Raw genomic sequence first — 20,884 nt, 5'->3', positions numbered from 1 at the left:
TCCCGGTTCGCGGCGGCGTGTTTAACCGCAGAGCCGATTACCAGCCCGGGGTTTGGACGGTGCGGTTATATTGCGCATAGTCCGTATACCAGTCATCGAAAGCCTTCTTGATGTCTTTGCCGTTGAAAATATCCAGGAACGGTTTGCCCGCATCCGTACCGAGCGGGAAAGTCGGGAAGCGCTGGCGGATAACGTCGAGCGTGACCGGCATCCCGGTTTGGGCAATGTAGCCGTCCATCTCTTCCTGCCAAACGCTCTTCTCGGTATCGTAGTCCTTGTATGGCGCCGCGCCCTGTACGGGCTTAACCAGCAAGTTGAAGTGATCCGGTTCCATCAAATAATTGACCAAATCCTTCGCTTCTTGCTTATGCTTGCTGTTCAGCGGCACGCCCAGCGCGCGTCCCGACAAGTTAACGACGGCGCTGATCTTCGAATCGTCCATCGTGAACGGCATGAAACCCAAATCCTTGACTTTCTCGGCATCGAGCTTGGCGAGATCGTCGTACAGCCAATCGCCGAGAACGGTCATTCCGTACTTGCCGTCAAGCAGTCCTTGATAGCCATCCGCGATCAGTAGAGACAAATGGTCTTTGTTCGTATAAGGAACGAGAGAATTCATGCGCTCGGCGAACTGCATGAAGCCGGGCATCTCGGAAGGTTTCGTCTCGTTCTTGGCCATCTTCGCCGCGTCTTCGTCGGTAACCGAGTAGACGCCGCCGACGGCTTGCAGCATCTGGTAAGTCCAGCTGTCCTTGCCCGGGATGAAGATCGGCGTGACTCCCGTTCCTTGAATCTTCTTCAAACCGTCCATCAACTCCGCGTAGTTCATCATCGGCACTTTGACTCCGGCCTTCTCGAACACTTTCTTGTTATAGATCGCGCCGAAATATCCGAGCGGGAACGCATAGGCCTCGTACGCTACTCCGTCTTTCGCCGTGAAGAGCTTCACGCTGTCGAGCGTCTTGTCCACCCACGGTCCTTGAAGAGGTTCGAGGAAGGAGAAGGGAATCATGCCGTCGCCGGCGTTAGCCATGAACAGATCCGGCGCGTCGTTGGTCGACATTTTGGTTTTCAAGATATTGATGAACTGGTCGTCGGGATAGACGTCGACGCGAACCGTGTTGCCTGTCGACTCCTCGTAAGCGGCTATGGCGCTCTTCAGCCCTTCGGACTCGCCCCAAGCGTTGAAAGTCGCGAGTACCATTTCGACCGGCTCCTTGCTCGGGGAAGCGCTTGGACTTGCCGAAACGGACGCTCCCGCCGAAGGCGAGCCTGCGGGTTCCTGCGAGGACGCATTATTGGAGTTCCCTCCGCACGCGGCCAGAATCGACGTCATGAGAGCGGTTACCAATAGCGTAATTCCTAACTTGCCATTTCTTTTTAACAAGCGATGACCTCCATTAATCTGAATTTTCAATCCATTTGTATGCATGATCATTATTGCAAACGGAATGTCATGCGGGATATAGAGGATCGTTCGGCCGGTCTGGATTTTTGGACAAACTTGCGGACGGGCGATCGGTCAGAACGTCATCAGCTTGTTCCAGATCTTGTTGTACGAGGCGCATGCGCCGTTAACATCATTCCGATTGCCTCCGATCCTGTCCAGTCCGCCTTATCCTCCCGGAAAATAGCGTTGTGTGTACTATACAATAATCGATCCCTCGGGAAATATGGAAGATTGTTCGGCCGTTCTGGATTATTGACCATATTTCGTTCCTATCGGCTAATTCTCCTTGGGCTTGTGCTAAAATAAACCCAAGGGGTGGTCAGACTGAGAATACGCAATCCGTTGCAAATCAGGCTTTTCTTCTTCTATTCCCTCGTCTTCGTTCTGATTATCATTCTTGCAAGCGTTCCCACTTATATTTATCTCAAGCGCGGAATCGAGAAAAACGCCCTCAACACGATGAACGAGACGGTCGGAAACGTTGCCGAGAAGCTGGACGCCAGCCTGAAGGAATTCGACAATATCAGCAAACAGCTTTACTTGAGTACGGATTCGAACAACCGCACCGTTATTCAGCACTTGGAAATTCTACAAAACGATAAGGGCTCCTTCGACGAAATCGAATCCGTGCAAGCCGTCTACAGTCTGCTAGGTCTCGTCACTTCTATATACAACGACATTCATCGGCTTACGATTTTTACTTCCCGCGATGCCGTCTATTCCAATCCGAAAGCTCAAATGCCCGTCGCGAAGGCTTATCCTGACTCTTCCGAATTACAGGAAATCCGGCAATCCGCCGGAGAGACGGTTGTCCGATATGCGGATCGCGACCGATGGGCAAGCAGCGATGCCTCGCCGGTTTTCAGCTTCAGCCGATTGCTTAATCCGAGGCAGGATAAAATCGCGGTCATCGAAATGCAGATTCGCGCGGGAGACATGCTGCCTCTCGACCAAATTCGTTCGATATCGGGAGCCGTCCTCGCTTTGTCGGACGGCGATCACGTGCTTTTCGACAGCGCGGCGGGCAATGCCTCTCAGCCACAGCGGAACGCGTACGTTTTCCGGAAAAATATCGAATCCGCGAATCTGACGATCTCCCTGACCGTTCCTCGCCGCGTCGTCCTGTCCGAACTCGTTCTTTTCCGCAATTTCGCTGTAGCCACTCTATTCGTGCTTGTCGTGTTCTCCCTGCTCGTATACTATTACTTGTCCAGACTGCTTACCCAACCGTTAGTCAAATTAAAAGAAGCGATCGACTCTATCGATCTGGAAGACAAGAAGCTCAATATCGACAACAAATACAAGGTCAACGAGATAGAGCGGATCAACAGGTCCTTCCGCAATATGAATTCCCGACTGCAGCATTCCCTCGAACAAATCGTGCAGTTCCGCATGACACAGCTGCAATCCCAGTTCGATACGCTTCAAGCGCAGATTAATCCGCATTTCCTGTTTAATATGCTCGGCATCATTCAAGAGTCCGCCGAGAACGGGGAACTCCCCCAAGTACGGACGATTTCTCGCAGCTTGTCCGAATTCATGCGCTATTCGATTTCCACGGATTCGCCGGTCACGACTTTGGATACGGAAGTGTCCTTCTCGATGCGTTATTTGGAACTAATGAAGACGCGTTACATGCATAGACTAACTTACTCCTTCGACTTCGATCAAAATATGTTGCACATGATGGTGCCGAAGCTTATTATCCAGCCGCTTTCGGAAAATGCCATCAACCACGGCTTCGCAGGCATTCCTCACCCGCTTCATATCGAAGCGACGGGACGTCTTGTCGGCGAACAGTGGGAAATCCGCTTCCGGGACAACGGAGCGGGTTTCGGCCCGGAAAGGTTGGAAGAGGTGCGGTTCAAAGTTCAGAAGGCGCTCGAGCATTTGAATTCCGACTTCGATACGATAAAGCTGGGAATGGGAGGCATGGGCCTGACCAGCACGATCGTCCGGCTCAAGCTCATGTTCCGAAGCAAGCTTCAGGTAGAGATCGGCAACCATCCGGACGGCGGAGCGGAAATTACAATGCGGGGATTAATCAACGGGTAGGTGACTTCACATGAGAATCCTGATTGTAGACGACGAACCTTTCTACATCGAGCAATTCAAGAAAAAGCTGGCGATCGCCGGCTCCGAGTCGGGGATCGAAATCGCCATCGCCGGCGAATGTTACGACGGCCGCGAAGCGCTGGAATTTATCTCCAAGGATAAGCCCGATGCGGTATTCACGGATATCCGCATGAGCGCGCTCGACGGCATCGAGCTGGCTAAGGCCATCCGCCAACGTTATCCGGAGCTCCCCGTCGTCATCGTAAGCGCCTATCCTTCCTTCGATTATTTGCGCGAAGCGATGCGCGTCAACGTCTCCGAATATATGCTCAAACCGATCGACATGCAAGCGTTAAAAGCGATTCTGGACAAGCTTTCGCTGCAATTCCGCAGCCGTAGCGACAAGATGGCCAGGGACTGTCTGCTGGCGGTGTTGGCTACTCCCCAATTGGAGGAATCCACGGTTCAAGCCGCGCTCCGGGCGCTGCCCCATCCTTATTATCGCGCGCTGTTCGTACGCAATAGGGAATCCGTATACGAATATCCGGTGCTGGCGCCTAATATCGAAGAGGACAACGAGGTGCTGCAACGGGCTTTAAGCCCGTTGTTAGCCGGGCAGCCTTCCTGGATCATTCCGCTCGACGACGGGAGGTCGCGGCTGATCGTACTCGCCCTGACCGACGCGAACGGGCACGACATGTCCGCCATTCTGGCAACCGTCTCCGCCCATTACGCCGGCGACGGCATTAGACCGTCCATCGTTTACAGCGATGCCTTTGCCGATATTCTAACGCTGAACCGTCTCGTCCCTACTCTGCGGACCGCTCTTACCGATAGAATCGTTATCGGCAAGCCGACGTATTTCGCATTGTCCGCCCTTAGCGCGCCTTTGGCCGCCCCTTATTCGGACATCGAACGGGCAAAGCTGGACAAGCTGTTGGCCGCGCGCAACACTTCCGGAGCGGCCGCGTTCATTCGCGGACTGTTTCGGAGCTGGGAGAACGGCAGTTATCCCATGAAAGCCATCGGCAAACGGATGAAGGAAATCGTCTCCGTAATCGAGCGTCATAACGGCGGTTCGAGCCAACTGGAGCCTAAGGACGGGGATGCGCGCATCGACGAACTTCTGCAGACGGCTCGATCATTGCCGGAACTCGCCGAAGGGTTCCTTTCCATGCTGGCGCTCGTCTTCGAATGGGACGAGGCCGAACAAGAAAGCGGGGACTTCAGTCGGCTGTTCGCCCGAATCGAGACTTATATCGCCTCGCATATCGGCCAACCGCTTTCTCTTCCGCTGCTGACCGAGCGATTCCACGTCTCCAAGACGCTGCTTTGCAACCTATTCCGGGATTATACGGGCAAGTCGTTCGTCGAGTACGTAACTTCTTATCGCATGCGCAAAGCTCAGGATCTCATGCGTTCCTACCCCCGCATGCGTAACAAGGAGATCGCCGAGATGGTCGGTTACCCCGACCAAAACTACTTTAGCCGCGTGTTCACGACGGTCATCGGCATGAGCCCGAGCGATTTCCGGTCGCGCAGCGCCGCAAGCGGAGATTAACGCCTTCTTAGTCTAAAATTCCATAGCTCCCGAACGATTATCCATATCTTCCTTCCGATTTTCTCCGCTATAATTCGCAGCAAGAGCGGCCTAATTATAAGCATGACGGCCGCCAACTTGAAAGAGGAGCTGTATTTATGAATTCAAGGTTTTGGCGTAGGGCAATCTGTTTCGCGCTTGTACTGCTGCTTACCTCACCTCGACTTGCCGACCTTCCCACTGCGTATGCTTCATCGCAGACGTATTACGTCAGTTATTCCTCGGGCAACGATTCGAATGACGGGCTTAGCGCCAGCACTCCGTGGAAGACGCTCGGCAAAGTTTCCTCCCGGACCTTCGGAGCCGGCGATTCCATTCTGCTTAAGAAGGGCGACGCATGGACCGGGGAAACATTATATCTAAACGGCAACGGCACTTCATCCAACTGGATCTCGCTCTCCTCGTATGGAACGGGAACTGCCAAGCCCATCATTACACCTTATACTTCCGTGGCAGCGATTCCCGCCGCCAATCCGACCGATCTCGCCGCGAACGGTTTGCTCTACGCCATCTATCTTCACAATGCGGCCGGTTGGAAAATCTCCGGACTCGAGATCGGCTATGCCAAGAGCGGCATCGTCTATGTTAACGATACTAACGGCTCGCGTGACGGGTTATGGATCGAGGACTGCTACATCCACGACATCGTCAAATGGCCGATGAACCCCTTTCCTTCCGCCGATAATCGGCTTTCCTCCCTGCAGATCATGTCTTATTCGGTAGGCATCTACACCCATTTGGACGAATCGTCCCCCTCCAATCAACGTCTGAAGAACGTCACGGTCAAAAATGTCACGATCGAACGGACGGACGGGCCGCTGGAAATCCGCAAAGCCGACAATGTATCGATCGAAGGCATCCATGCGAACGAATCGTATCGGGAGGGCATTCAGTTGACGGGCATTAACGTCGGTTACGCCGGAACGCCGGTCGGCCTGCTGAAGGATAGCGTCATCCTCAACTCCGGCATAAGCGGCATGGCGTGGGGTACGGCGGGCTTGCAATTCAACGCCGTGGAAAACTTCGTGGCGGACAACGTGGAAGTGGGCTATACCCAATCGCCGAACGGCATCGATTACGAGGGACTGAACAAAAACGTCACCGTGCAAAATAGCTACATCCACGACAATGCGGACGAAGCCGTGATGGTGTATCGCAATCCCCAATGGAGCGGAGGCGTCGAGAACGTCAATACGAGTCTGATCAACAACGTTTTCCAGAATAACGGCATCAACAACGATGGCAACCCGCACGCGGCCTTCCTCGTGCAGCAATACAACTACACGAACGGCGGAACCGTGTCGGGCAACACGATCATCAAGACTAGCCGTGCGCAATCGCTCAACATGATCGTCGAGCGCACTCCCCAATTCAACGAATACTGGCCTACGGGCAGCTATTCGCTCTCGAACAATACCGTAAAGCTTCCGAACGGCAATATCCTGAATTACGCCTCCACGGGCTTCAGCGGCACGCAGGGGAAAAACGGCTGGACCTACAGGCAGTTCAACGGATCGACGATCAGCGACCTCGCATGGAACAATGCGAATCAAACCTGGCAGGGAAGCGAGACGTTCCTGCTCGTCGGCGAAGACTGGATGCATCCCGCAACCGGCTATGCGACCGAGCGTATCTGGACGGCACCCGCCTCGGAAAATATCCGGATTACGGGCAATCCCAAGAAGTCCGATTCCGCTCTCGGAAATGGAGTCATCACGAGCATCTGGAAGAACGGCACCCAAATCTGGGCCCAGGCGGTCACGACAACGGCCGGCGTACGGCACGACATGCAGGTAAGCGTCAATACAGGGGACACCATCGCGTTCGTCTTGGATCCCAACGGCGACTCCTCCTACGACAAGACGACGTGGAACCCGGTCATCGAAGAAATTAAACAGACCTCTTTCACGGCCGACGCGGACTTCGGCCCGCAGCAAGGCATGTACGGCTGGCGCTATGTCGAGAACAACGGGAGCGAGGAAACGAATATGACCTGGAACGGCGCATCTGGGGTATGGTCCGGTTCCGTAACCAACCTATTGATCGGCAGCGACTGGCAGCACCCGGCAATCGGGATCCAATCGCAGCGGAAATGGATTGCGCCTTCATCCGGTACCGTGCGAATTACCGGGTCAGTCCGTAAGTACGACTCGGCCTCCGGCAACGGCGTTATCGCGAGCATTTGGAAGAACGGTGCCAAGATATGGGGCGATACGTCGGTAACGACCTTGACGGGGACATCTCATGACTTTACGGAAACGGTAACGGCGGGCGATACCCTCTATTTCAAGATCGACGCGAACGGCGAGCCTTCCAACGATAAAACATATTGGAACCCGACGATCAGTCTCGCGCCTTCCTTTAGTTTCGACGAGATGATGTCGCCGTATTGGTCGGGAACTTCGATGTCCAACGAATCGGTTCAGATGATCTCGTCCGACGGGCTGGACGCGGAAGCCCCCCTTCTCTTCCATCCGACCGGTACGATTACCGTGAGGAACGCCCAGCTTGGCACAGCTTATGCACAAGGGACCGATTGGACTTACGACGCCGTTAGTAACAAAATCAAATTGACGTCCGTAACGTCGGCAACTTATATGGACAGCTCTAGCTTTTATCCTGCCACGCCGCCGTCCGGTTGTTTTACCGTTCCCAAGGTAGGCGGCGGTAACGTACTAGGCTGCGAAGGTGAATTTTTCCACGACCGGCAACTTGCCGTTAGTTATCCGCACAATCCGAACGTATGGCCAGGATCCTTCCCCGCCTATCAAGGAGGCAATCTGCCCCGGACAATCGCGAAGTTGACCGCGGGACAGCCTCTTGGCTTGACGCTTTACGGCGACAGCATCTCGGTAGGCCATTCCGCCAGCGGGGTGGAAGGCGCCGCTCCCGGCCTGCCAAACTGGGGTACGCTCGCGATGGTGAAGCTGCAAGCCAATTATGGCTCTAACCTGACGTTCCGCAATCCGTCCGTCTCTGGCCAAACTTCAGCTTGGGGAGCATCCAACGTCCATGCTCTTGTCTCGGCGAATCATCCCGACCTCGTCATTATCGCGTTCGGCATGAATGATGGAACGGGCGGCGTTGCTCCCGCCGCCTTCAAAAACAATGTCCAAGCCATCATCGACGACGTACGCGCGACGAACGCCAATGCCGAATTTATTCTCGTCGCGCCTACGCTCGCGAACCCGGAGACGGCCTATGCAGGCAATCAGGCCGACTACAAAGCGATATTGCAACAGCTCGTCGCCTCTGGAACCGTCCTGATGGACATGACCGGACTCCATCAGACGCTACTTGGCGGCAAGAGGTTCCAGGATATGACGGGCAATAACGTTAATCATCCGAACGATTTTCTCGTTCGGGCTTATGCCCAATCTATGTCCGCTTTGCTGATTCCTTGAAGAAATTTTAGAATTTGCATGATTGATACATTTAGCACTGGGTAGCCCACAACTAAAAAAAGAAACCTTGAAAGGCACAAAGCCAATCAAGGTTAATGGAGTTACGTAACATATTTCTGGTATTTCCTTTACCCAAAACTCAAGAGTCTCAGCTAGGAGGTTAAATTTCTTCAGTAGATTCTTACTATAGTTGTCGTGCTATCCATCTTGAAAGGTGATTCTATCTTCTTTTCCCTCACTATAGCTAGAGGGGCATTCTACAGTTGCGAATGAATTTGAAAAAAACCGCAAAAAAACGAAGATAACAAAAAACAGGTCAACCATGGTGTTGTCTAACTATAATCGACCTGTTAGTGCAACGGAATAGCATTCTTTTGATGTGCGTACAAACGAATTAGAGGAACCTTTATACGGATATTACATGGGTAATAAGTGTTTATGATTAGTTCTTTCGACACTGGGTAACCCCACAACCTCCAATCGATCAAGGCTTAACTCACTAGTCATTCTTTGTTCATCTTTACTCTACGTTCCTTGTTTTGGAATGTAATTATAACTTCATATGCATCGTTAGGGCTTAGTTTTGCCTTTTCAGCCTCATCAAGAGTTATTTCAATAGTACGGAATTGAGGGACTAACTCTCCTTCATCATAGTTTAAAAAATATCGTCCATCCTCCATACTTATTTCTATCCCATAATCAGAAAATATGACACTCATAATAACGCTCCTTTACTTTAATATTTTAGTAACGATTAGTTTGTCTAAAGGTACTTGATCTATTGTTGCTTCAATGATCCCACCGCTGGTATAACCTCCGGGAATCCATTGGGAATTTGCTCCTACCTCATTACCATCAGGCATTCTTAAACCTGTCGGCTTTGGTATATCTACACGAACAGGTGAACTTCCAAGAGTTCCCGGATCAAGACTTAGCAATTCTTCCAATTTAGACACATCTCCTCCGGATTTAGCAATTAAGTCGTCTGCAACAGATTTTGGCATTATAAATGTACCTGTTGGTGGTCCTAAAGGTCTTGTAGGTGCACCCCACTGAATTTTTGTTACACCACCTTCAAACATAGCTAAGTGACTATCAATGTACTCTTTTGATAAATAAGTTGATGGGTTCGGTCTTAATCCCTTATCAGTTGCTAAGATTTTATCTACAACTTTAGGGTCTATAACTTTACCCGTCCCCTTAATAGGCACCTTATTATTTATAGCATTTTTAGGACCTTTAGGAATCGCTTTACCAATCCCCCTAGTCACAAGAGCAGGTAATAAAAGACCTCCAGCGTACTCCAGGATGGAGTCGGAATCTCCATTTATCACCTTGGCATTGAACTCTGCAATTAGAATTTCTGCTTCTTGTCTTGCCTTTTCGGAGTCATGTGTAATAAAGGATGGGAGCTCTTTGTGGTTTCCAGTAACCATATTCTTTCCTATATCATACAATCCTTCTCCCGTTTCGATTACACTGTTCACTCCACCTTCGACAAAACTCATTGCTCCGCTTGAAATTCTTGCCTTTAATTGCTCGATTTTCTGAATTACTGCAAACGGATTGCTACTGCCAGAAGCAACGGATGGAAGCGAATTGGACACCGATTGTTTACCACAGTCTAAACCTTGGCACTCAAATTTGGTAATGTTAACTAGCGATATAATTTGGTCATTCGATATTTCATTTGTTTTACTCACTTGATTAATAATTTTCAAAAATTCTTGAGTAGGCTTATACTCGTTCTTTAACGTATTGGTTGTTATATACTTTTGTCCCGTTGGTATCTCCACTGTCCTTTGTGACGTTATTACCTTAGCATTCGCGGAGGTATCAATTGTTGTTTTTACAGGGTTTGTAGATTTCCCGCTTGCAGTATTATACAACCGATCCAACGTGTCGGGCTTGATAACAACCCTTCCATTTACCATTGCAGCATCTTTGCCATCTGCTTTTATTGTAACCTTCTGACCGTTAATATTAACAGTTGCAGTTTTATTCTTATTATCCCAATATAAAGAACCGCCGTATCCATCCTTAATAACATCCTTCAAAAGCACGGTTGCATTATTTTTTGTAGCAGCATGTCCCGTCGGATCCACATACATGATCGGATCATTATTCGCATACGTATACCTGTTTAACGACAGCGGATCATTGATTTTCCCCTTATACGTATCCTCCGATATAAACCGCCCGATATAAGGATCATAATACCGCGCGCGAAGATAGTATAGCCCCACTTCGGCGTCGAAGAATTCTCCCGCATAGCGGATAGAAGCTTCGTACTTCTCGATCGTCAAGGTCGGGTTGCCGAAAATGTCATAGTCATACTGGTTTTCGACCGTTCCGGTTTCGCTTACCGTCTGCACAACATCGCCGTGACCGTTGAACAAATAGTAGGACAGCTTGCTGGAAGCGTCGATCCGGGCAATGTAGTTGATCCCGTGTACATAACGAACTGCAGTATCACCCGTAGCATCCGTCTCCAATATGACATGCTGACGGTCGTAGACATAGTTGGTCACTTTGGCTGTATAACCGTCCGTGGAGCTGCGGGATACTTTTTGCGTGCGCAAATCGTTACCGTCATAGACGAAAGTGACCGTCGAGCGGTTTCCGCCTTTGACCTTCTCCGTCTTCACCAGGCGATTAAAACCGTCAAAGGTGTTGCTGACGCTTTCGATCAAGGCGCTGATATCACCAGTAACGTCATCGCCGAACAGGGTTCCGTCGGTCCCTTGCCGCTTACCGCTGTTATATGGCAGAACAAAGCTGACTTTTGTCCGTAGTTGATTGCCGTTATTGTCGTACAGGTAATCGGTTGTCTTCTTGAGCAATTCTTTGTTGTTGTCATCGTACATCGTCTCGACGAGCTTCAACAATTCATTCGTGTTGGAATAGACATACTGACTCTTCATGAGCCTGTATGGCAGTGCCTGTTTCGTATTCGGATCAACATATCCGCTCAACTGATCGGACGCATAGGTTTCATTCAGCGTCTGACGGTTGCCTGCGCCGTCATAGGCGTAAATCGTAGTTTTGCCCGGCGCTTCTACTTCCAGTATACGACCTGCGGCATCGTAGAGGTAATTCGACGTTCCCAGACCGTCGGTCTTCGAGCTTTGTTTTCCGACGTTGTCGTAGGTATAGCTGTATTGGGAAATGACGTTGCCACCCGGCGCTTGGTTGATTAAGGTTAATAGCTGGTTATTCTTGTCATACGTATAGCTTTCCGTCACGCCGCCTTCATAGGAAATCGAAGTGCGGTTGCCGTTCGGATCATAGGCGTATGTGACGGTTTTCCCGTCAAATACGACGGTGCTCATCCGGCTCGATTTATCGTAGGTGTAGGTTGTGGCAAACCCGGTGTGATCCGTGACTGTCGAGATATTGCCAATAGCATCGTAGGTATAAATCAATTGGACTTTATCGTCCTTGACCACTTGCAGCAGTTTATCGTTGCTATCGAAAGAATAACTGCTGGTCCCGCTAGCGTCGGTCATCGAAGCGCGGTTGCCTTTCTCATCATACGTATAGCTGATCCGATCGCTTGTCTCGTCGACGGTCTTGGTCAACAGCAAGCCTCTGTTGTCATAGGTGTAACGCGTATGGTTGCCGTTGCGATCGATCATGACAGCGAGGTTCAAGCCGAGATCGTAGCTGTACTGAATCGTTTTATGGTCTGCATTAGTGACCTGTGTCAGCAAACCAAATGTGCCGTAGGCGTATTGAGTCGTTTTGCCGCGGCCATCGGTCATATAAAGCTTGTTGCCGGCATTGTCGTAACCGTATCTGATCACAATACCGAGCGGATCGGTCACCTGAACAAGACGACCTGCTTCATCGTACACAAATGCCGTTTTATTGCCGAGCGCATCGGTTTCTTCCGTTTGCTCCCCCGCCGCATTATAGCGATACATAGCCTTAAACAAAGCCGGATTGTTCTTCGCCGCTAGCTCAGGATCGACGGTTTGGATCAGCCGGTTCGCCAGATCGTACGTATAAAGCCATCCGTAACGGGCCGCATTGTTGGAGGAGGACAAGAAACCTTTAGCGTCAATCTTTTTGATCACATTGCCATTCGCGTCATACACATTTTCGTTGATGATCGTGCCGTACGCGTCGGTCGTGTTGATCAGCCGGTTCAATTTGTCGTACGCGAAGCTCATCGTATCGCCTTTGGCGTTCATCACCACGATCCGGTTGCCGGCAGTATCATACTGAGTAGTCACCGATTGGTTCAGCGAATCGGTAACTGTGACCAGACGATTCATGCCGTCATAAGCGTAAGTTGTGACAAAGCCTCGTTCGTTGCGAATGACGGTCTTATTGCCAACCTTGTCGTAGGTGTATTGCGTGTACACGTCTTGGCCGTCCTGTTTACGGATGATTTTATCCACGCGGTTTAAGGCATCGTACGTGTATGTGACGGCATACATACCACGATTGCCCGTATCATCCGCGGAGAATGCGTAAGCACGCGGATCGATTTGTTTGATTTTGTTACCCAGAAGATCGTACTCGTAACTAGTAATTAGACGAACTTGTCCCAGATACGCCGGATCGCGCAAATCGGCGATATTAGCCAGACTTGCAGCGTCTGCAATATCCCGATCATTCGCCAAGCGAATGTCTTCAATCATCCGATCCTGATTGTCGTACGAAAACTCCTCCACGTCGTACCGATCTTTATCCCGCAGCGTTTCCTTCTTAATAACGTTGCCGTTCTTGTCGTAGGTGTATTTCGTATAGGCGCCGCCGTTGTCGGATACGGTTAATACAAGGTTGTTGTCGGCATACGTATAACGGGTTTCACGGATAAAAGACTTATCCTTGGAATTCGTCATCGTTTGCTTAATCACGTTGCCAACCTTGTCGTAGACGGTAGTTTCTATAGCGTATACAACGTTACCGCCGGCATCGAATTCAAGCGGCGCCCGCTTTTCGATGATCCGGTTATTGGCATCATATTTGAACAACGTGACGCTGCCGCGCTTGTCCTTTTGGGAAATCAGGTTCCCCGCCAGGTCGGTTTTAAATTCCAGCTTATTTCCATAAGGATCGGTAACCGTTCTTTGTTTGCCTAAATCGTTGTAAGCATAAGTTGTCGTACTGCCGCGTTGATCTGTTTCCACGGTTTTGCGGCCGAGTTTGTCGTAGCCGAACGAAATCGCGCCTCCATCTGCATAGGTGACGGACTTCAACGTGCCATCCGGATTGTAATCGTAGATGGTTGTGTTATCGTTCGCGTCGATCTGACGAATCAGACGTCCCAATACATCGTAGGCATACAAGGTGACGTTGCCTAACGAATCGGTTTCCTTAACGAGCTGCCCCAATCCGTCATATTCGTATACGATTCCCTGAGATGCGTCCATATTTCCCGTGTAGCGCAAACCGTCTACCGTTTTTTGTACCCAGCCGTTGGCATCGTAGCGAATATACGAAAGCCCGTCTCCATCGGGTGAAATCGTAGAAATAAGGCGGTTCATGGCATCGTAGGTATAAGAAATCCCGGTCATCGCCAACGCCTGATCGGCTGTATCCTTGGCCGCATCGTACTGGTTCGGCGAGATTTGCTTGATCAGATTGCCCATAGCATCATAAAGGTAACGGGTTGTGGCGTCAGATCCGTCCGCTGCAGGAGCAATCTGGCGAATCAGGCGGTTCAGCTCATCGTATTCATAGCGTGTAGAAACGCCATTTGCATCCATTTGCTTAATCAAATTACCGTTGTCGTCATAGCGGTATTCGGTTGCCGCCAGCATCGGATCGGTCTGTTGCGTCAGCTTTCCATCCGCATCGAAAATAAACGTAGTTTTGTTGTCGTGAGGGTCCGTTTTGCTCTTGATCAGACCGTTTTTATAATAAACGTACGATGTCGTCGACAGTACCCGATCCGCATATTCGTTGTCGAACTTGGCGTCCGCCAAATACAGCAGCTCCAGTCCTGAAGTTTGAACCAGGGTCGATTCGCTGATGAGCCGGGATTGCACGTCATAAGCGTATCGCTTGACGTCCGTATAGCTGTCGGATACTTTTTGCTTTTCCGTTATCCTGTTGCCGGCGCGATCGTATTCGTAATCCTTTTCTCTACCGAACGGGCCGGAATTCCGAATCAAACGTCCAGTCTTGTCATAGACATTCTGAACTTTATCTCCTGTGGTTATAGTAGTCTCGCCACTACCACCTATCGGTCGTCGGTTTTCAAAGGTTTCCTGCGAGACCAGGCGATTTGCCTCATCATAGACGTTCTGAGTCAGCTTATAAATATCGTACGCGCCTTCTGTGCGAATAAATTCCCGTTTGGCCGTTACGTTCCCGGAGGAATCGTAGTTGTAAAGGGTGCGATTCCCCCCCTGGTCTATGCTTTCCGTCAGCTCTCCCTTCGATGAATATTTTAAAGATTTGGAGGTGCCATCAGGAAACTTTATGCGGTAAGGCTGTCCAAAAACATTACTGTAAGCCGTCGTCGTGTTACCTGCCCGGTCCGTCTTGGCTACCCGGATTTTGCCCGTGAGATCGTAATCGTAAAGGTCCTTCTTGCCGTCCGGATACGCTGTTTCTTTCAGCATTCCGTTCAAATAATAGGTGTTCGTTGTTTGATTGCCCAGCGCATCCGTCTGCGAGAGCACGTTGCCGACGGCATCGTACGTATACGCAGACGTCACCGTATGGGTCCCGTTCATACGATTTTTTGCCGTCGTTTGAGCCGATATATAGGCGGTTTGTTTGTCAAGAACGTTGTACACGTACTGTTTACCTAAAGATCGGGCCGGATCGTTCTCGTTGTAACCTTCTCCGTCCGCTTCCAGTATCAGATTGCCTCTGCCGTCATATTCTCTGTAATCCGTTACCGTGCGTGCGCTGCCATCATAGACAGAGGTCTTCACCAAACGGTTCAGTGCGTCATAGGCATATTCGATTCCGGGCGCTTGATCCGCTGATTGAGACATGTACCGCGGATCAATTTTTTTAATTAGATTTCCGTTCTCGTCATACACGAACCGGGTCTTGTTACCGAGCGGATCAATCATACTCGTTTGTTTTCCTAGACCATCGTACGCAATAGATACAGTAAGCGTCTGCCCCTGAACCGTCATCGTTTCCGAGAGTTGATTCCCCCGTTTGTCATACTTATAAGTGCTGTACTTAAAGTGACTGCTATCGGTAAAAGGTTCATTCTTCTCTACAACGTGATTCAGATAATCATAAGCATAAGAGGTTACATCAAACCCGTCCCCATTATCTACATGCTTTTCCTTCAGGTTGCCGGCATCATCGTAAATGTACTTTTTGTTGTAACTTCCTTGAGCTTCATCACTGCCGCCGCCCGTTGCCTTCAAGGCCCCGCTTTCTTCCTTGACGCGGCCGGCATAGTCGTAGTCGTACGTATAGGAGAGGAACTCATTTTCTCCTGCATTGGCATAGCGGAGTTCCTGCGTCTTATTGTCGTTCGGGTCATAGCTGTATTTTATATGCGACTTACGGTTGGCGTCGATTTTGTGATATTCATCGGATGTGCGATTCATATTGTCATATGCGTAGGATATGTCAGAAGCGATAATATCCCGTCCGCTCAGGCTTTGCCCCTGCTTGACATTAGTGGCGTTGCCCGCGGCATCGTAGATGTATTTTGTGTAAAAATAATCGGTTGACTCATTTTCGCGCACTCTCTGTTCGGATTTCCGTCCTGCTGTATCGTAAAGTATCCGAGTAACTTTGCCCCCGGGCTCCGTTTGCTGCGAAATTTGATCCAGAGCATTGTAAACATACCCGGTTTCATTCCCGAGCGCATCGATCTTCTTTATCCGCCTGCTCTGATTGTCATATTCGTAGCGTGTCACTCCGCCTCTGGCGTCGGTTTCAGACAACAGATCTCCTACATAATTGTACGAATAGGCAGTAGCGAAGAAATGATTGTTGTCCGGCGTCTTTTCCAGTTTTACCAGTCGATTCAGGATGTCGTAATAGTATTTATTTACATACCCATCCTGATCTGTAATGGTGACAAGCAGAGCCGTGGCGCTGTCGCTTCCTATCGTGTATTTAACGGCAATAGAGCCTTTATCGACCGTGTCTTTTTCCTTATACGTCTTACGGACGAGTCCATACGCACTGTCATACGCGTAGAGGATGCTATTGCCATTCGCGTCCGTTTCTTTGGTTTTGTTTCCTTTGGCATCGTACTCATAAGTAGTTAACGGATGCGTCTGACCATCGACCTGCAAGCCGGCTTGCAGCAAATTTCCCAAAATATCGTAGTTGTATATGAAAAGAGTGCCCTTGGGATCGGTATATTGAATCTTCATATTGACATAAGGATTCTCTTGATAAACGTACTTTTTGAACGATCCGTTCGCCAGGTTGGTTTGAACCACCCTGCTAAGCGCGTCATACTCGTAATCTGTCTCGTTACCGTTCGGATCCATTTCTGCAGTTAAGTTGCCCGTATTAAAATCATAGGCATAGGTGTTAGCCAATGTGGCCCCATCGACAACGGAGTATTTTTTCGACAAATAAGCTCCTTTGGTGTCCTTGCCTTTCGCATCAATCCCGTATTCGTAATTCGTTACAAATGATTGGCCGCCCGCGTTTTGCTTTTTCTGAGTCATATTGCCATAGTTGTCATATTGATAATCGATCGAGGTCCAGTTTGCAGCATCCCCGGTGTTCACCCTGGTTTCCTTGATTACATTGCCATTACTGTCGACGTCGTATAGAATCTGCGAAGTGGCAATCTTGTCTTTATTCCAGGTCTTCGATGCGAGGACGTGAAACTTGTCGTAGGCATATGAATACACCACGGTATGCTTACTATCGAGCGGATAGCCTGCCGCATCCCGCGCAGCTTCGGGACCAATATAATTGGTCAAATTCCCGTATTCATCATAGCGGTAATTTTCGATTTTTTTCACAGACGTGCCTTGTGCTTTTCCGTTCACAACCTGCAACGACACCGTTTCTTTCTTTTTGATCAACTTCATTTCGTCGTGTTCGGTGGTAATGGTATCGTTATGATCATTACCTTTGTTTTCCGTCGTGATCAGCTGATGCAATCCATCATACGTGTAGGTTGTCGTAGCGTCGTTCAGTTCTTTGATCTGCGTAGTATAACGATAGGTGTCCTTCAAATAAGCATTGCTATATTCATAGTATCCGGAAGTGCCGAAGCCGTCCGGCTCGTTAGTGTAGCTGTAGCCTGTTTCGTTTTTGATTTCCGCAACGAAACGGTCTAAGAAGTTGCTCTTTGACGCGTCATAGCTTTTTTTAACCCGCTCTTCGGCTTCGAAAATTTTGCGGTATTGCATGCTGCCCGAGTTCAGCCGCTTCGTGTACGTATTGTAAACATAGCGCTTGATTCGGTTCGTCTTGGCATAATCGATCTGCACCAAATTCTCGTAGCGGTTGTACACGGCGTAATTCTTACCGTTCATATAGGTAAATCCAAGCTCGGGTTGCTCATACCAATAGTGATATTTCACATTGTTGTCTACATCGAAGACCCTTTGCAGCCTTGTACGCGTGACATGCTTGGACGAACTGACTAGCACCGCAGATTTGTCGTATACGATCTGTTTGTTTCCGGGCAGATGAACGATAACCTGGAATTTGCCCTGCAGATCGCCGGAATCGGTGTTATTCGGATTTTGAGATGCCTTATAGCTGTCGTTTGCGCTGTAAGGATTATTCTCGATCGGGCCGACGATGTACGACGGGTCTTCTTTGTATTCGATTGTCGTCACTCTGCCGACTGTATCGGTGATTTGAGAAATCAATCTCTTATTGACCGTTTGCCCATCGATCGAATAAGAAAGACTCGTATATTCGAACTTGATCGTGTTTCCGTATCGGTCAACAATACCCAGAATCCGCCCGTCCGTTGCAAAATAAGTCTTTTTCCCCTCTTTTTCAGTCATGACGAACTTGGAAGTGCCGTCGTTCTGACCATTGCTGAAAGCAGTTGAGTTTCTAACCACTACATCCTTGATGGTTTGTCCTTCAGGCAACAGCACGGATGTTCCTGCCAGCGTATCGGCTTTTAAACGATATACGTCGCCGCTCTGTGTATGTAGAAAGTCGTTGCTCGTTCCGTCGGAATTTTGTCGAACCTCAATCATAGGGAATGAAAAACGCATACCGATGCCGAGATTATAGCGATCTTCATTGAAGGATGAGGTCTTAATATCGGAAGAAACGTAGTCCACCCATGCGCCATTAAGATATTTGACCTTCATTTCCTGTACGTTGGAAGTATCATTTTTATAGATTCTCTTAATCTCCAAATTCAGTCCGTTACGTCCAGGCAGCACATAGTCGCTCTGCGTTAAAGTTAATCCGCCATTCTGAGAGCTGATATACTCTTCTGACTTGTTGTTTTGCAAAAATACGGGCGACAGCATCGTGTTGTACTGCTGTTTGGGCCCAACAAGGTTGTTCATTTGATCTTCTAGCGTTTCGGCATAAGCAGCCCGCAGGGGGACGGCCAGAAACAAAAAGCCGAAAAACAAAATTTTATAATACGGTTTCAGCTAGTCGTCCCCCTTTCATTCATATTTTTCCGAGTAAGCTTGCGCCAAAATCGCTTCTTCGGAGTAACCCGCTTTGATATGCTCGATAACCGAGTCCGCACTCTTCCCTGCTTTGTTGGCGATGACAAAGGCTTGAGCCACCTGATCCTCGGTCAATTTCCTGGATGCAGTATATTTATCTAACTGTTCAGCGGTAATTTGCACACGGGGAAGCTTGTCCGCACTGTAGAGAATGCCGAGGCCGGCATTCGCTGCTTTCCAACTGATAGACTTAAGCCTATCGCTTATAATCTCCTCGAAAGGCTTGCCGATTGTAAAAGAGACTCTATCGGCAATCATAATATCGTCCGTGGTTAAATTAGGGGTCTGCATCAACTGTTCGAGATAGGACGAATCGAAAGCTCTAGGAGCAAACACGGGACGAGATTTGGCGTAATCGTAAAATATTACGCTCCATTTTTCCCCTGATTCCTTATTAACTACCATCGGTTCAAGCTCGCTTATCTGGCCGTAGCTCTGATATAAGAATTCATAGGCAATCAGGAGGTTCGGCAGCTTGTGATTCGCCGCTACCAATCTCTCAATCTCTTGCTTGAATTTGTCGTGAACGTTCAATTCGATCAATAGCTTCTTGTAAAGGGTCACATTTCTCTCGTAGTTACCCGGGTCGGACTGCTTGATATTGTCTAAAACCTGCTTTGAAATCACAATGGAGTCTGCGTTGATTACATCTAGCGCAGACGAATCAAGGGGCGATAGCGTTGCCTTCGAACTTTGACCGGAAGTCGAGCTCACCATCGCATACGCGGCAAAGCTAGCCGGCAATGTCATGGCGGCTATGAAAAGTATCAGCAATAATTTAGGAATTTTTCTCATAGAACTAGCCTCCTACTGCCTATTGGGGTCGATCGACTGAATTTCTCTCATAACAGCATCGGTCGGATTCTCGGGAATTACATTTATCGCATTCGGGTTCGGAACATCCGGTAGCGGATTATTAATCTGCGATTCGTCCGACAATGCTGCATTATCATAACTTGTAGTGAAATCTTCCTGGCCTAATACATTTCCTTGTTGAATCGTTTCTAGCATTCGGTTCTCGATTTTTTCGATCGTAATTATGGAATCCGGGTTAATGCCGATACTCTTATCTTCTTTATCCTCTACGTATTTTTCCTTATCCGTGGAATATTCCTCAAAATTCAAGCCGATTTGCAGTGCAAAAAGGTATTCGTTCATGACATTTTCGATGCTTCCGAAATCCTTTTTTAATACGGTCATGGCATATACAGCTGTTTTTATGTCGAATTGATCGGTAATCTTAAAGTAAGTGGTCAAATCCTTGCTCTCTTGATTCTCGTCCTTCAAATCCGCTATAGGTTGCTTCGGACGATTGTCAACGGACCGAACGATTTCCTGGAGCTGGAAAAGTACTCTTTCCGCTAGCAGTTTGGCATCCGTTATGTCGGCTTGAGTATAGCCTGCATCCGTTAAATTCTTAATGAATTCCTCATCTAAACCGCTACCGGCAAGAAGCTGGCTTCTCTCGGCTTTTGAAGTTCCGTTCAAGCCGTCCTGTTTGGAGAGCAAGGAGATAATATCATTCCACGATTTCCCGGTGCTTCTCCATTGCAAAATATCCTCTTTGCTTTCCCCAGAAAGGTTCGATAATTCTGCCGCAATGCGTTTTTCATCGTCAGCATTTTCTGCGGATGCGGTGCTATTCGATGCGTTTTTCGGATTGAAGCCAATTCCCGTCAGCAGTTGTAGCACTAAAACTGCACCGAGACAAATGGCTGTCCACTTGTATATTCTTTTATATCCGGTTTTCATATTT

General features: G+C 49.1%; 8 protein-coding genes. 3 read left to right on the top strand and 5 right to left on the bottom strand.

Annotated elements, in window-relative coordinates:
• Positions 1–37 precede the first annotated feature (37 nt).
• Entirely contained in the window at positions 38–1,387 is a 1,350-nt protein-coding gene (locus HH215_RS23530; RefSeq protein WP_169282109.1) for an ABC transporter substrate-binding protein, read from the bottom strand.
• Positions 1,388–1,792: 405 nt separating this feature from the next.
• On the opposite strand from HH215_RS23530, the gene HH215_RS23525 reads away from it, so the two are divergent.
• The 3 genes from HH215_RS23525 to HH215_RS23515 all read left to right on the top strand — a co-directional run bounded on the left by HH215_RS23525 (position 1,793) and on the right by HH215_RS23515 (position 8,509).
• Positions 1,793–3,505, top strand: coding sequence for a sensor histidine kinase (locus HH215_RS23525; protein ID WP_169282108.1), 1,713 nt, complete (start codon positions 1,793–1,795; stop codon positions 3,503–3,505).
• A 10-nt stretch (positions 3,506–3,515) separates the two neighbouring features.
• The gene (locus HH215_RS23520) at positions 3,516–5,066 is read left to right on the top strand and encodes a response regulator transcription factor (RefSeq protein WP_169282107.1); all 1,551 of its coding nucleotides are present in this window, start codon (positions 3,516–3,518) and stop codon (positions 5,064–5,066) included.
• A 137-nt stretch (positions 5,067–5,203) separates the two neighbouring features.
• A complete protein-coding gene (locus tag HH215_RS23515; protein WP_169282106.1) occupies positions 5,204–8,509 on the top strand; it encodes an SGNH/GDSL hydrolase family protein in 3,306 nt (1,101 codons plus the stop codon).
• Between the two features lie 503 nt (positions 8,510–9,012).
• Here the strand turns inward: HH215_RS23515 and HH215_RS23510 are convergent.
• The 4 genes from HH215_RS23510 to HH215_RS23495 all read right to left on the bottom strand — a co-directional run bounded on the left by HH215_RS23510 (position 9,013) and on the right by HH215_RS23495 (position 20,880).
• Positions 9,013–9,228: a hypothetical protein gene (locus HH215_RS23510; protein WP_169282105.1), complete on the bottom strand. Its 216-nt coding sequence runs from the start codon at positions 9,226–9,228 to the stop codon at positions 9,013–9,015.
• 12 nt (positions 9,229–9,240) lie between these two features.
• A complete protein-coding gene (locus HH215_RS23505; RefSeq protein WP_169282104.1) occupies positions 9,241–18,957 on the bottom strand; it encodes an RHS repeat-associated core domain-containing protein in 9,717 nt (3,238 codons plus the stop codon).
• A 105-nt stretch (positions 18,958–19,062) separates the two neighbouring features.
• Entirely contained in the window at positions 19,063–19,923 is an 861-nt protein-coding gene (locus tag HH215_RS23500; protein ID WP_169282103.1) for a hypothetical protein, read from the bottom strand.
• A 12-nt stretch (positions 19,924–19,935) separates the two neighbouring features.
• The gene (locus HH215_RS23495) at positions 19,936–20,880 is read right to left on the bottom strand and encodes a hypothetical protein (RefSeq protein WP_169282102.1); all 945 of its coding nucleotides are present in this window, start codon (positions 20,878–20,880) and stop codon (positions 19,936–19,938) included.
• Positions 20,881–20,884: the final 4 nt, after the last annotated feature.

Origin of the sequence: Cohnella herbarum (assembly GCF_012849095.1) — a bacterium.
Taxonomy (GTDB): Bacteria; Bacillota; Bacilli; order Paenibacillales; family Paenibacillaceae; genus Cohnella; species Cohnella herbarum.
Note: the sequence above shows the minus strand (reverse complement) of the source record. Positions and strands in the feature narration are given on the sequence as shown.

Excerpts from the sequence above, each read along its gene's own strand:
- HH215_RS23520 (WP_169282107.1), top strand. The coding sequence starts at position 3,516 with ATGAGAATCCTGATTGTAGACGACGAACCTTTCTACATCGAGCAATTC.
- HH215_RS23515 (WP_169282106.1), top strand. The coding sequence starts at position 5,204 with ATGAATTCAAGGTTTTGGCGTAGGGCAATCTGTTTCGCGCTTGTACTG.
- HH215_RS23510 (WP_169282105.1), bottom strand. The coding sequence starts at position 9,228 with ATGAGTGTCATATTTTCTGATTATGGGATAGAAATAAGTATGGAGGAT.
- HH215_RS23505 (WP_169282104.1), bottom strand. The coding sequence starts at position 18,957 with ATGAACAACCTTGTTGGGCCCAAACAGCAGTACAACACGATGCTGTCG.
- HH215_RS23500 (WP_169282103.1), bottom strand. The coding sequence starts at position 19,923 with ATGAGAAAAATTCCTAAATTATTGCTGATACTTTTCATAGCCGCCATG.
- HH215_RS23495 (WP_169282102.1), bottom strand. The coding sequence starts at position 20,880 with ATGAAAACCGGATATAAAAGAATATACAAGTGGACAGCCATTTGTCTC.